The sequence below is a fragment of the Nocardia sp. NPDC004151 genome, from assembly GCF_042874235.1.
Taxonomy (GTDB): Bacteria; Actinomycetota; Actinomycetes; order Mycobacteriales; family Mycobacteriaceae; genus Nocardia.
The window spans coordinates 38,784-51,193 of sequence record NZ_JBIAMR010000001.1 but is presented as its reverse complement, the minus strand read 5'-3'; the positions used below and the strand labels follow the sequence as shown (position 1 = coordinate 51,193).

Sequence of the window (12,410 nt, the reverse complement as noted above, 5' to 3'; positions counted from 1 at the left end):
GCGCCGTTCTATGTGCCCCGATTGGTAGAGCTGGACGGAACCCTCCCGAAGGAGGATGTGGTGACTGCGGTATCTCCAAAGCCCGAACAGGACCTCGAGGCGGTCCGGCCCTACCCGCCCCGGAAACGCTCCAAAGGATCGTTCATCTATCAATTGGTCACCACGACCGACCCCAAGATGCTCGGTCAGATGTACTTGTTCACGTCGATCTCGTTCTTCCTGATCGGCGGTCTGATGGCGGTGCTCATGCGCGGCGAGCTGGCGCGGCCGGGCATGCAGTTCCTGTCCACTGAACAGTTCAACCAGCTGTTCACCATGCACGGCACCATCATGCTGCTGTTCTACGCGACCGCGGTGGTGTTCGCCTTCGCCAATATCATTGTGCCGCTTCAGATCGGCGCGCCCGACGTCGCTTTCCCGCGGCTGAACGCGCTGAGCTATTGGCTGTACCTGTTCGGCGCGAGCATGGCGACCGCGGGCTTCATCACCCCGGGCGGCGCGGCGGATTTCGGCTGGACGGCCTACACCCCGCTGTCGGACATCGTGCACACCCCGGGTGTGGGCGGTGACCTGTGGATCCTGGGTGTCGCCGTCTCCGGTCTGGGCACCATCCTCGGCGGCGTCAACTTCATCACCACCATCGTGGTCCTGCGCTGTCCCGGCATGACCATGTTCCGGATGCCGATCTTCACCTGGAACATCCTGATCACCAGTCTGCTGATCCTGCTGGCCTTCCCGATCCTGACCTCGGCCGCGCTGGCCCTGTTCTACGACCGGCACCTGCACGGGCACATCTACGACCCGGCCAATGGCGGCAATCTGCTGTGGCAGCACCTGTTCTGGTACTTCGGCCACCCCGAGGTGTACATCATCGCGCTGCCGTTCTTCGGCATCGTCTCGGAGATCTACCCGGTCTTCTCCCGCAAGCCGATCTTCGGTTACACCACGCTGGTGTACGCGACGATCGCCATCGCGGCGCTCTCGATCGCGGTGTGGGCGCACCACATGTACGCCACGGGCGCGGTGCTGCTGCCGTACTTCTCGTTCATGACGTTCCTCATCGCGGTCCCGACCGGTGTGAAGTTCTTCAACTGGATCGGCACCATGTGGCGCGGCCAGCTCACCTTCGAGACACCGATGCTGTGGTCGCTCGGCTTCATCGTGACGTTCCTCTTCGGCGGTCTGTCGGGCGTCATCCTCGCGAGCCCGCCGCTGGACTTCCACGTGTCCGACACCTATTTCGTGGTCGCGCACTTCCACTACGTGCTCTTCGGGACCATCGCCTTCGCCACCTTCGCGGGCATCTACTTCTGGTTCCCGAAGATGTCCGGCCGCATGCTCGACGAGCGTCTGGGCAAGTGGCACTTCTGGACCACGTTCATCGGCTTCCACACCACGTTCCTGGTGCAGCACTGGCTGGGCAACATGGGCATGCCGCGCCGGTACGCCGACTACCTGCCGAGCGACGGATTCACCACCCTGAACACCATTTCCACCATCGGCTCGTTCGTTCTCGGCGCGTCGATGCTGCCGTTCGTGTGGAACGTCTTCAAGTCCTACCGCTACGGCGAGGTCGTGACCGTGGACGACCCGTGGGGCTACGGCAACTCTCTCGAATGGGCGACCTCCTGCCCGCCGCCGCGGCACAACTTCTACGAGCTGCCCCGAATCCGTTCGGAGCGACCGGCTTTCGAGCTGCACTACCCGCACATGGTCGAGCGGATGCGCGCGGAGGCCCATGTGGGCTGGGGTTCGGGCCAGCACACGGTGCACGAGACCGAGAAGGCCTCCACCACCTAGTTCTCCCGCACGTCCACCAGGTTCTCCTCGACATCGAGCGCGGCGGTCGTCTCCGGACGGCCGCCGCGCTCGCGGGTCAGGGCCGGGGCAGCCCGTCGAGGCGTTCGATATCGGTGTCGAAGCGTTCGAGGAAGTTCGCGAGGGCGGAGCGCTCGGACACCGTCGCGGCGTGATCTCCCGGCCGCGGGCGCGGCCTGATCGGACGTCCATATAACGCCTGATCATGCGTCCATTCGCGGCACGAAAGGAATAGCAGCGGACTTGCTGCCTCGGTGCTGTACTGTCCGCATTCGGAGCGTGAAACCGCCGCGCTCCGGCGCTATCCGCAGGTCTCGACTTCGGGAGGGACAATGCTCACCGATTCTCCGGATGTTTGCGATGCCGCACCGGCTTTCGTCCGCCGCGCCACCGAGTCCATCGAATCGCCCTACGACTGGCAACGGCAACTACAGCGTTGGAACGACACCAGTACGGCCGTCGCGCTGACCCTGCCGCGGCTGTTGACCCGGGCCGCCTCCTACGACCCGGAGGCCCCGGCGGTGGTGTGCGGGGGCCTGACCCTCAGCTATCGCGAACTGGACGGGCACGCGAACAGACTGGCGCGCAAGCTGATCGGTGCGGGCATCGGCTCCGAGGACGTGGTGGCGGTGGCGCTGCCGCGGTCGCCGGAATGGGTGGTGGCGGTGTGCGCGGTGGCCCATGCCGGGGCCGCCTTCCTCGCGGTCGACCCGGACGCGCCGATCACCAGGATCGCCCCGATCCTCGCGGATTCCGGTGCGGTCGCGGGGATTACGGCCGATTACCGGCGGGACTCACTGCCGGTGCCGGGCGCGGGTCCGTGGCTGAGCATCGGTCCGATCACGTCCTGGAACGGGGACGGTGAGGCCCCGCTGGAGGTACTCGACGCGCGAGCCCGGGAACTGGTGGCCGAGGGCGGCGACGCGCCGTTGCGCCGGACCAGTGGCGAGAGCGCGCCCGGCCCGGCCGGGGTGTGGGCGGCTCCGCTCGCGGCCCCGATCACCGATGCCGATCGGGTGCGCCCGCTGCACCTGCGGAATCCCGCCTACGTCGTCTACCCGCTCGAATCGAGCGGTGTGGTGCGGGGCGCGACCATGACCCACGCCGCGCTCGCCCATCTCGTGGTGACCCAGGCGCAGCGCTGCGACACCGATCCCGACGCCCGGGTGCTGGCCGCCGCCACTCCGGGTCGTGACACGGCGATCTGGGAACTGTTGCTGGCCTTGGCCTCCGGGGCCACCCTGGTGCTCGCCCCCGCGGGGCCGTACGCGGGTGCGGACCTGTACGAACTCATGCTGGACGCCCGGGTCACCCACGCCGTGCTGACCCCGTACATCCTCGCCACCCTGCCCGCCGCGGAACCGCTCCCGGACCTGCGGCTGCTGGCCACCACGGGTGCAGCCTGCCCCGCCAAGCTGACCGGAATCTGGTCGGCCGGAAGGTCGTTCGTGAGCGGCTACGGCTGGGCCGAGACCGGCCTGCACGCCACCGTGAGCCGCCCCCTGACCCCGGTCGCCCCGCATGTGGCGGTCTCCATCGGGGGCCCGGTGGTCGGGACGCGCTGCTACATCCTGGACCAGAAGCTGAACCCGCTACCACCCGGTGTGATCGGCGAAATCTATGTCGCCGGTGCGGGATTGGCCCGCGGCTACCACAGCCGCCCCGCCCCCACCGGCGAGCGCCTGGTCGCCGACCCCTTCGGCGATCCGGGCGACCGCATGTTCCGCACCGGTGAGATCGGCTGCTGGCGCGGTGACGGCGAACTCGACCACCACGGCCGTCTCGGCATGCTCCCCATCGGCCAACTGGTCGGCTACGGCGACGCCACCGTCCTCAACAACACGGCGGCCGTCTGGCGCTGACGGCGGCGGCGCGGACCGGCCGCTCCTGTGACCGGCGGCTGCGCCCTGCTGCGGGCGCAGCCGGTCTGTGGCGCGCCCGATCCGGAAAGGTCGCCGCGTTGATTGGGCGAATCTCGGGTCGACGGTCGGAAATGTCGGCCGCGCAGTGGCTTTCGCCGCGCGGTGGTTGTTGCCGGGTTACGCCTGCTGGGTGGGAAGGACGATGACCTGGCGCAGGTTCACGTGGGCCGGGCGGCTGGTGGTGTAGGCGATCAGGTCGGCGATGTCGGCGGCGCTCAGCGCGTCGATGAGACCGAACATGCCGTCGAGCTGGCCGCTGATCTCCGGATTGTCGATATGGGTGCCGAGTTCGGTGTCGGTGAGGCCGGGCTCGATATTGGTGACGCGGACCTTGCGGGCGCCGAGTTCGGTGCGCAGGGTGGCGGAGAGCTGGGTGATGGCGGCCTGGGTGGCCCCGTACACCGAGTAGGCGGGGAAGGTGACGTGCGCGCCGATGGAGGAGATGTTCACCAGGTCGGCGGGGCGGCCCGCGTCCGCGGCGGCGAGCAGGTCGGGCAGGAAGGCGCGGATGATGCGCAGCCGGCCCGCGACATTGGTGTCGAGCATGCGGGTCCACTCGTCCTCGCGACCCTCGGTGATCGGGTTGGGCAGCATCACGCCCGCCGAGTTCACGACCAGGTCGGCGGGGCCGAAGGCGGCGTGCACGGTGGCGGCCGCGGCGGTGACGCTCGCCGAGTCGGTGACGTCGACGGTGACGGCCAGCGCGGTCCCGCCGTCGGCCTCGATCTTGGCGGCCAGGGTTTCCAGGCGGTCGGCGCGGCGGGCCAGCAGGGCGACGCGGGCCCCGTTGCGGGCCAGCAGGAGGGCGGTGGCCTCGCCCATGCCGCTGGCGGCTCCGACGATGACGGCGGTACGGCCGGACAGGTTCTCGTAAGTCATGTCCTCATCCTGCGAGCGTTTCCAGCGGCCGACGAGGGTTGCGCTTTTCCTGGGTCTGCCGGTACCAGGATGGGTTCGTAGGCTGGATCCCATGCAGAACGACCTCGGTGACTTCCTGCGCTCCCGCCGCTCCCGTATCCGGCCGGGGGACGCCGGACTGCGGGAATACGGCCGCCGCCGGGTCCCGGGCCTGCGCCGCGAGGAGGTGGCGCAGCTGGCCGGGGTGAGCGTCGACTACTACATCCGCCTGGAACAGGGCCGCGGCAAACATGTTTCGGACGCCGTGCTCGACGCGGTGGCCCGGGCGCTGCGGCTCACCGATCCGGAGCGGCTGCACCTGTACGCGCTGGCCCGGCCCGGCGGCACCGTCGACGCGCATCCCACCACGGCGTCGGGCGTGTACAGCGCCGCCATCCATCCGGGTGTCCGCCTGGTGCTCGACGCTCTCACCGCACCCGCTTTCGTGCTGGGCAGGCGGATGGATGTGCTGGCCTGGAATGCCCTGGGCGACTCGGTGTCCGGTTTCAGCAGGGTTCCGGCGGGGGAGCGGAATCAGGCCCGCTATCTGTTCCTCGAGCCCGCCGCGCCGGCCTATTACCCGGAGTGGGAGACGGTGGCCGGTGAGACGGTCGCGTTCCTGCGCCGTGACGCGGGTCTGCACCCCGACGATCCGCGCCTCACCGCCCTGGTCGCGGAGCTGTCCGAGCGCAGCCCGGATTTCCGGCGGCTGTGGGCGTCGCATCCGGTCAAGGAGAAGACGCGTGGCGCCAAGCTGATCCAGCATCCCGAGCTGGGCCGCCTCGAACTCGGCTACGAGACCTTGGCGCTGCCCGCCGATCCGGACCAGCTGCTGGTGGTCTACACCGCTGAGCCGGGTTCGCCGACCGCCGCGGCGCTGGCCCGGCTGGCGGGCCTGCGCTCGGTCGGCGTCTGATCCGCGGGCCGGATCTCAGTTCGTCGCAATGGTTTTGCGGTGCACCGGACCGTGCGCGTCCTGGCAGTGCGGGACGTGGTCGTGGTCGTGGTCGGGGCATTCCGCGTGGTCGGTGTAGTCGACCTGCAGCACGCTGTGGTCGATGTGATGCTTCTCGGCCAGCATGTGGGCGACCGCGGCCCGCACCGCCTGACTGTCCGCGTCCTCGTCGACCAGGATGTGCGCCGACAGTGACGGGGTGCCCGAGGTGATCTCCCAGATGTGCAGGTCGTGCACCTCGATCACGGAGTCGACCGCGGCCATCTCGGCGCCGATCTCGACCGGGTCGAGGTAGGCGGGCGCGGCCTCGAGGAAGATGCGGCCGGAGGCGCGGACCAGGCCCACGCCGGCCTTCACCATGAGCACCACCACGATCAGGGTGGCGATGCCGTCCGCACGGGCGAAGCCGGTGAGCATGATGATCAGACCGGCGACCGCGGTGGCGATGAAGGCGAACAGGTCGTTGAGGATGTGCTGGTACGCGCCCTCGACATTGAGGCTGGTGCGGTTGGCCTTACTGATCATCCAGCTGGCCAGCACGTTCACCACGATGCCCGCGAGCGCGGTGACCAGCACCAGGCCGCCGGTGACGTCGGGCGGGTCGATGAGGCGGCGGATGGCCTCGTAGGTGAGCCAGCCCGCGAGCCCCAGCAGGGTGAGGCCGTTGGCCTGGGCGGAGAGGATCTCGGCGCGTTTCCAGCCGTAGGTCATGCGGCCCTCGGCGGGCCGGGCGGCCAGGCGGATGGCCCACAGCGCCAGCACGATCGAGGCGGCGTCGGTGAGCATGTGCGCGGCGTCGGAGAGCAGGGCCAGCGATTGGGCGATCAGGCCGACGACGACTTCGCCGAGCAGGAACACGACGATGACGGCGAGCGCGCCGGCCAGCCAGCGCTTGTCGCTGTCGGCGGTCGCGCCGTGCGAATGCCCGGCGTGACCGTGTCCGTGTGAATGCCCGTGGTCGCTCATAACCCTCCTCCGTTGTCGCTCGAACAAGACCATATGCATAAATCGCTATGTGTGCAATATTTGTGACACGTTCGATTCGACCGGATTGCCCGAAATATGCTTCGACCTGGTCATGAGAGATCGCGGAAGGTCATGAGGAACCCGGCGAAGGCGATCACGAACAACGCGATGAAACCCAGCGCCCGCAGCCACAGCCAGGGCCAGTCCCGGACCCAGAGTCCGGTGAGCATGACCCCGACCAGCATCAACGCCCCGTAGAGGGGGGTCCGCTGCGGATGGCGACCCATATCTCCTGCATACGCCTTTTCCCGCGATCGGGCATGCGTGACCCGCCGGGTCCATAAAATCGCAAGGGTGGACGCAATCCTGACAACCATCGGTGTCGTCGCGGTGATCGGTCTCTCGGGCGCGGCCTACGCGGCCTTCCTACTGCTACGGGGGCGTAAATAATTCGCTGACAACGGTTTTCACGTCGTCCACCGATCAGCTGTCCACACGCGGCCAGGGGTAGAAGGCCAGGTGGATCAGCAGCACCACGAGTCCGGCGAGCAGGATCGCGGCGACCGGGTGCGCGCGTCGCTCCAGGTAGCCGATGGTGCGAAACAGCGTGGGGAACGGGACATCTCGGGTGAAGACCATGGCCAGCACGCTGGGCAGGATGACCCACATCAGGGCGATCAGTCCGTAGAGCACGTATGCGCCCAGGTAGGAGTGCGGGTTCATGCCGCGGTCGGCGATGGCGAACAGGACGCCGAAGGCGTAGGTGGCGAAGGCTGCCGTGAGATAGCCCGCGCCCAGGAGCGTGATCACCGAATCCGTCTTGGTGACACGGCCGTTCACGGTAGTGGTGCGTCCCGCCACCTGCTGCACGACGGGATCGGGCGGGGTGGTCAGTTGCGGGACCGCGTAATAGGCGAGCAGCACGATCACCGTCACCACGACCACCCGCACGATCGAATGCTGGGTCTCGAGATGGCCGATCGTATTGGAGATGGTGGGCCAGCTCGCCAGCCCGAACACCGATGCCAGTTCCGATACGGCGATAGCCAGCGCGGCCAGGCCCCACATGCAATAGCCCCAGAATTCCACCGAGTGGCCCGCGGGTGTGGGTACGAGCTTGGGGCCGGCAACCTCCGTCATGCTGCCGTTGTATCACTAGAACCGGGGCCTACCTGCGGGTATGTGCAGTCGATGCCAGGTTGTCACGGCTCCGACATCTATCGGTACCGGCGGGTCGGTTCGGGTGTGCCGCAGTCGATTAGGACCGTGGGGTCCGGTTTCAGCGACCCGCCCGGTTCACCGCTACCTGCCGTCCGCGGTCAGGCGACCGGCGGTACCCCAGCTGTCCGCGGGCGTCTCGTGGATCCAGACCTGCCCGGCCTCGTCCGGAATCCGACACGCGCCGGTGATGCGGCGCACCACAACTCCACGACGCTCAGGCCAGATAGCGGCCGTACCAATCGATCACGCGCCGCCAGGCTTCAGCGGCGGCGGTGGGCTGGTAGCGCGGGCCGGTGTCGTTGAAGAAGGCGTGGTCGGCGTTCTCGGCGACATAGCTGTCGTGCGGCAGGCCGGCCTGGTCCAGGGCGGCCTCGGCGGCGGGCCGGGATGCGTCCACGCGGGCATCGAGCGCGCCGTAGACCGCCAGGACGGCGGCCCGGGAGCCGGTGACCTGGCCGCCGTCGGGGAAGGGGCCGTAGAAGGGGGTGGCGGCGGCCAGCTCGGGAGTGCCGGAGGTGAGCAGCAGCCAGGTCAGGCCGCCGCCGAAGCAGAAACCGGTGGCGCCCAGCCGCTTTCCGGGCGCCCGCCGCCCCAGCTCGGTCAGGCCCGCGCGCAGGTCGGCGATGAAGCGATCCTGAGGGATCTTGCTCAAGGCGGCGGTGGCGGCGGCCTGATCGGTGAAGGTGGCGGTGCCGCCCTCCTCGGAGAGCAGATCCACCGCCAGCGCCGAATAGCCCGCGCCCGCGAAACGGCCGGTCACCGAACGGATGTGGTCGGTCAGGCCGCGGTTCTCATGGATGACCAGCACGCCGCCGCGCGGCTGCGCCGCCTCGGCCCAGGCGGCCTGCAGGGTGCGGCCCTCGGGTCCGGCGAAGGTGATGGGAGCGGCCGGTACCGCGTTCGCGGCGCCCGGCGGCGGGGACGACGGGCTCGCGGAAGGTCCGGCGGCGGTCGTGGCGGGAGTCGACTGCCGGGCCGATTCGGCGCAGGAAGCCAGCAGCGCTACCGCGGCCGGCGCTCCCATGCCGAGCAGACTCAACCGGCGTAGCGCCTCGCGGCGGCTGAGCAGGCCCTCGACGTGGTCGGTGGCGATTTCCTCTGCGATATAGCGCTGCAGCGGCGTCATGCCCTCAGCCTAGGCCGCTGCACCGCCGCGGTCCCGGAGACAACGCTGTGGAAACGCTCGGGGCGCCCAGTGTTCATTCCAGGGCCGGCCCGGACGGGCTACCGGTAGGCGTTGATGTCGAACGCCCCGTTGGACTGCCGGAACGATTCCGCCGAGTCCGGCCACAGCAGGGTGACGCGGCCGGTCTGCTCGTCGCGGTACCAGCTGGTGCAGCGGCCCTGGGTCCAGACGGTGTCGCGGGCGCGGTTCTCGATATCGGCCATGGAGGATTCGACCGCCTCGGGTGTGACCTCCAGGACGGTGTCCGGCACCGCCGCCAGGTGGTCGAAAGCGCTGAGCACGTAGTCGATCTGGGTCTCGATCACGTAGATGGCCGAGTTGTGGCCGAGCGCCGCGTTCGGACCGTCCAGGACGTACATGTTCGGGAAGCCGTCCACGGTGGTGGAGGCGTGGGCCGCCATGCCGTTGCTCCAGCGTTCGGACAGCAGGGAGGTGCGGCCGTGGATGCGCTTGGCGATGGACGGGCGGGTGGCGTTGAAGCCGGTCGCGAAGACCAGCACCTCGAGGTCGTGGGCCTGTCCGCTCGCGGCGATGGCGAGGCCGTCGCTGATCCGGGTCAGCTCGGTCGACTCCAGCCGCACATTGTCCTGTTGCAGGGCCGCGTAGTACTCGTCGGAGAACAGGATTCGCTTGCAGCCGATCTCGTAATCCGGGGTGAGCCGCCGCCGCAGTTCCGGATCGCGGACCTGCGCGGCCAGGTGGTCGAGCGCGCGGCGGCTGAGCAGATCGATCTCCGGGTGCCGGCGGCGGCGCGCGGCGATGCTGAGCTCCGCCTCGGCGAACAGCTCGTCCCGCAGCGCGGTGATCGACTGCGGGTCGGCGGCGAATCCGGCCAGCTCGTCGGGGGTGTAGAAGCGGTCCCCGCGCGGCAGCACGTACGGGGCCGAACGCTGGAAGACCACGACTTCACTGGCCTCGCCCGCCAGCCGCGGCAGGATCTGCACCGCCGACGCGCCCGTGCCCACCAGTCCGACTCGCTTGCCGACCAGGGAGACCTTCGGATTCCAGCGCGCCGAATGCCAACGGCGACCACGGAATTCGGTGAGGTTCGCGATCGGCGGGATCTTGGGTTCGGTCAGCCGCCCGGTGGCGATGACCAGGTTCGCGGCCGAGAACTCGCCCTGCGAGGTGCGGATCCGCCAGCGCTCCTCGGCTTCGAGCCATTCCGCCTGTTCCAGTGCGCAATTCAGCCGCAGATACGGTTCGAGGGCTTCCTGCTTCACGCAGGAGCGCAGGTAGTCGTGAATCTCCGCGCCCTCGGCGAACACCCGCGACCAGCGCGGGTTCGGCAGGAACGAGAACGAGTACAGGTGCGCCGGAATATCGCAGGCCACACCGGGATAGCGGTTGTCGCGCCAGGTGCCGCCCACATCCTCGGCCTGTTCGATGATCACGAACGATTCCCGGCCGCGGCGGGCCAGCTGGATGCCCATGCCGATACCGGCGAACCCCGCGCCGACGATCAGGACGTCGACCTCTTCCGGGGCAGGTGCCGCGGTGAAATTCGAAGCCATGGCGTCAGATCCAGCCGTACTGGGTGGTGCGCTGCCGCAGGGTGCGGCCCAGCTCGCCCGCGATCCGCTCGACATCCTCGACGGTGAGGGTCAGTCCGGCCTCGGGACCCGATGCCGGCGCGAGCCGCCCGTCGAGCAGCAGTCCGCCGAAATCGTTGGCGCCGCAGCTCAGCAGCTCGACCGCCGCGGTGACACCCAGCCGCGGCCAGGCGGCCTGAATATTGTCGATCCGCCCGTGCAACAGCAGCCGCGCGACGGCGTGAACGGCCCGGGACTGCCGCCGCAGGCGTTCCGGGACCTCGGGCGTGCGGAATCCGGCCGCCGCGGTGACGGGATCCATGGGCATGGCGATGAATTCGGTGAAGCCGCCGGTGCGGTCCTGAATCTCCGCGAGCAGCCGCAGATGCGCGAGCTGCTGCGCGGGAGTCTCGATATGCCCGTACACCATGGTCGCGGTGGAGGTCAGCCCCGCGCGATGCGCGGCCTCGATCACCCGAACCCATTCGCTCACCGGCAGATCCGGCCCGCCCTTGAGCCGGGCACGGACGTCGTCGTCGAGAATCCGCGCTCCGGTGCCGGGTACCGACCCCAGCCCGGAAGCCTTGGCCCGCACCAGGTATTCGTCCAACGGCACCCCGAGCCGAGTCGCGCCGTCGAGCAGCTCCTCGGGCCGGAAGGCGTGCAGATGCAGGGGTGCGCTGCCGGTGATGGCCGAGACCAGCGACAGGTAGTCGTCATCGCTGTCGGCGGGCAGCGGGCCCTGCATGCAGATCTCGGTGGCGCCGAGTTCATACGCTTCGGCGACGAGGGCGGCCAGCCGATCCCGCGCGGCCGAGCCCGACACCGCGGCCGTGTCCAGGTTCCGATTCACGACATAGGTAACGGCATCGCCGACACTCTGCTTCCGCACGGCGTCCGCGAGTTCCCCCAGCCGGTCCAGTTCGGGGCCATCGGTCTCCAGCAGCGCGAGGTACCCCGCGTCCGGCAGGCCCGCGGGATTCCGCTCCGCCTCGGCCAGCCATTCCCGCACCTGACCCACGTCGGGCGACCCGACCTCGGCGATACCACCATCCACGATCGCCACGATACCGCCGCCCCTCCGGACCGCTACCGCGCCCGCTGGTGGCCGGGACTTCGGTGCGGACACGCGTTCGGCCCGGCGCCGCGGGGCGGCGACCGGGCCGGTCAACGTGGTCGGAAGGGTCAGGCGGCGGTGCCCTGGCCGATGCTGACATTGCCGAAGGAGGTGTGGGCGTAGACCTGGACGAGGTCCCGGGGCTGGTCGACGGCGGCCAGGCGGTTCTGGACCGAACCGGACTTGGTGTTGGACTCCAGTTGGGCGGCGCTGCCGGGCTTGATGCCGACGGTGAGGTCGCCCATGGAGGTTTCCAGGCGCAGGACGCCGCGGGCGGCTTCGGTGATGTGGATGTCGCCCTTGGCGACTTTCGCGGTCACCGAGCCCTGGGGGCGCTCGACGGTGATGTCGCCGGCGGACACCTCGAGTTCGCAGTCGCCGAGGCCGCCGGCGCCGAACAGGTTGCCCAGGCCGACCGTGCCGGTGAGGCGGGAGCCGGTGGGGACGGCGATGGTGACCGCGATGGTCCCGACGGCGGCGAAGGGGTTGTGGGCGCGCCAGCCGGTGGGGGTCTTCACGGTGAGGACGCCGTCGGTGAAGTCGATCCGCACCTGTTCGGCGGCGCGCACGTCCTCCTTCTTGCCGGGGTTCGCGGGCCGGATGTCGACGACGGATTCGGTGCGGTCGGCGGCGGTGACGGTGACGTTCCCGGCGGCCACGGCGACGTCGACGGTGATCGGGGCGGGGGTCTCGAAGGCGGTCATGGCTTGCTCCTCTGGGTGCGATTCCGGCTGGTACCGGGCTGATGGGAGCAACTCTGACGGCCCGCGCTGACAGCGGGCTGACGCTGCCCTGA

General features: G+C 69.3%; 11 protein-coding genes. 3 read left to right on the top strand and 8 right to left on the bottom strand.

Features of this window, described 5'->3' with window-relative positions; genetic code table 11:
* The first annotated feature begins 60 nt into the window (after positions 1–60).
* Together ctaD and ACFYTS_RS00245 are read left to right on the top strand one after the other, a co-directional pair.
* Entirely contained in the window at positions 61–1,800 is a 1,740-nt protein-coding gene (gene ctaD / locus ACFYTS_RS00250; protein ID WP_357282465.1) for a cytochrome c oxidase subunit I, read from the top strand.
* Between the two features lie 350 nt (positions 1,801–2,150).
* A complete protein-coding gene (locus ACFYTS_RS00245; RefSeq protein WP_387300311.1) occupies positions 2,151–3,680 on the top strand; it encodes an AMP-binding protein in 1,530 nt (509 codons plus the stop codon).
* A gap of 177 nt (positions 3,681–3,857) precedes the next feature.
* Here ACFYTS_RS00245 and ACFYTS_RS00240 read toward each other — a convergent pair whose 3' ends face one another.
* On the bottom strand, positions 3,858–4,619 hold the full coding sequence (locus tag ACFYTS_RS00240; protein ID WP_387300309.1) for an SDR family oxidoreductase: 762 nt from the start codon (positions 4,617–4,619) through the stop codon (positions 3,858–3,860).
* Positions 4,620–4,710: 91 nt separating this feature from the next.
* Between ACFYTS_RS00240 and ACFYTS_RS00235 the strand changes: the two genes are divergently transcribed.
* Positions 4,711–5,553 carry a helix-turn-helix transcriptional regulator gene (locus ACFYTS_RS00235; RefSeq protein ID WP_387300307.1) on the top strand — a complete coding sequence of 281 codons (843 nt, stop codon included), beginning with the start codon at positions 4,711–4,713 and terminating at the stop codon, positions 5,551–5,553.
* 15 nt (positions 5,554–5,568) lie between these two features.
* On the opposite strand, the gene ACFYTS_RS00230 is transcribed toward ACFYTS_RS00235, so the two are convergent.
* The 7 genes from ACFYTS_RS00230 to ACFYTS_RS00200 all read right to left on the bottom strand — a co-directional run bounded on the left by ACFYTS_RS00230 (position 5,569) and on the right by ACFYTS_RS00200 (position 12,318).
* Entirely contained in the window at positions 5,569–6,558 is a 990-nt protein-coding gene (locus tag ACFYTS_RS00230) for a cation diffusion facilitator family transporter (protein ID WP_387300305.1), read from the bottom strand.
* Positions 6,559–6,668: 110 nt separating this feature from the next.
* Positions 6,669–6,845, bottom strand: coding sequence for a hypothetical protein (locus ACFYTS_RS00225; RefSeq protein WP_357089339.1), 177 nt, complete (start codon positions 6,843–6,845; stop codon positions 6,669–6,671).
* Between the two features lie 196 nt (positions 6,846–7,041).
* Positions 7,042–7,698, bottom strand: a complete 657-nt coding sequence (locus ACFYTS_RS00220) for a hypothetical protein (RefSeq protein WP_387300303.1) — start codon at positions 7,696–7,698, stop codon at positions 7,042–7,044.
* A gap of 295 nt (positions 7,699–7,993) precedes the next feature.
* Positions 7,994–8,905 carry a dienelactone hydrolase family protein gene (locus ACFYTS_RS00215; protein ID WP_357282454.1) on the bottom strand — a complete coding sequence of 304 codons (912 nt, stop codon included), beginning with the start codon at positions 8,903–8,905 and terminating at the stop codon, positions 7,994–7,996.
* 98 nt (positions 8,906–9,003) lie between these two features.
* Positions 9,004–10,479, bottom strand: coding sequence for a flavin-containing monooxygenase (locus ACFYTS_RS00210; protein WP_387300301.1), 1,476 nt, complete (start codon positions 10,477–10,479; stop codon positions 9,004–9,006).
* A 4-nt stretch (positions 10,480–10,483) separates the two neighbouring features.
* Complete coding sequence (locus tag ACFYTS_RS00205; protein WP_387300299.1) at positions 10,484–11,554, bottom strand: FO synthase; 1,071 nt, start codon at positions 11,552–11,554, stop codon at positions 10,484–10,486.
* 128 nt (positions 11,555–11,682) lie between these two features.
* Complete coding sequence (locus ACFYTS_RS00200) at positions 11,683–12,318, bottom strand: DUF4097 family beta strand repeat-containing protein (RefSeq protein ID WP_387300297.1); 636 nt, start codon at positions 12,316–12,318, stop codon at positions 11,683–11,685.
* Between the last annotated feature and the right edge of the window lie 92 nt (positions 12,319–12,410).